This is a genomic window from Pseudomonas sp. RGM 3321 (assembly GCF_022836805.1).
GTDB lineage: Bacteria > Pseudomonadota > Gammaproteobacteria > Pseudomonadales > Pseudomonadaceae > Aquipseudomonas.
On sequence record NZ_JALHBH010000022.1, the window covers coordinates 1 to 333 of the forward strand.

1 pseudogene is annotated in these 333 nt (G+C 51.4%); it reads left to right on the forward strand.

Annotated features, from left to right (window positions below):
• A pseudogene (locus RGM3321_RS00070) lies at window positions 1-96 on the forward strand (IS110 family transposase); the annotation flags it as partial.
• Between the last annotated feature and the right edge of the window lie 237 nt (window positions 97-333).

Sequence of the window (333 nt, forward strand, 5' to 3'; positions counted from 1 at the left end):
ACAACTCAAGCGCTGGTCATGCTCGCCCGAAAGTTAGCTCGAGTAGTCTTCGCTCTGTTAAAGAACCAGAGCGAATATCAAACAAAAGTGGCTTGAGGGCTTTCCCAAAACCATAGAATCTCCTACAGGTTATCCGCGAGCTTTTGTAGGAGCGAACTTGTTCGCGAAGAGGGCGGTACAGTCAATGCATTTCCTGCGTCAGGAATAGTGTAGTGGTCAACTTTTTCCGGACACCTCAATCGGTGATCGTCAGGCCGCTTGCCGCTCATACTGATTGGGCGGCACGTAGCCCAGTGTCGAGTGCAATCGCCCCTCGTTATAGAACCGCACGAT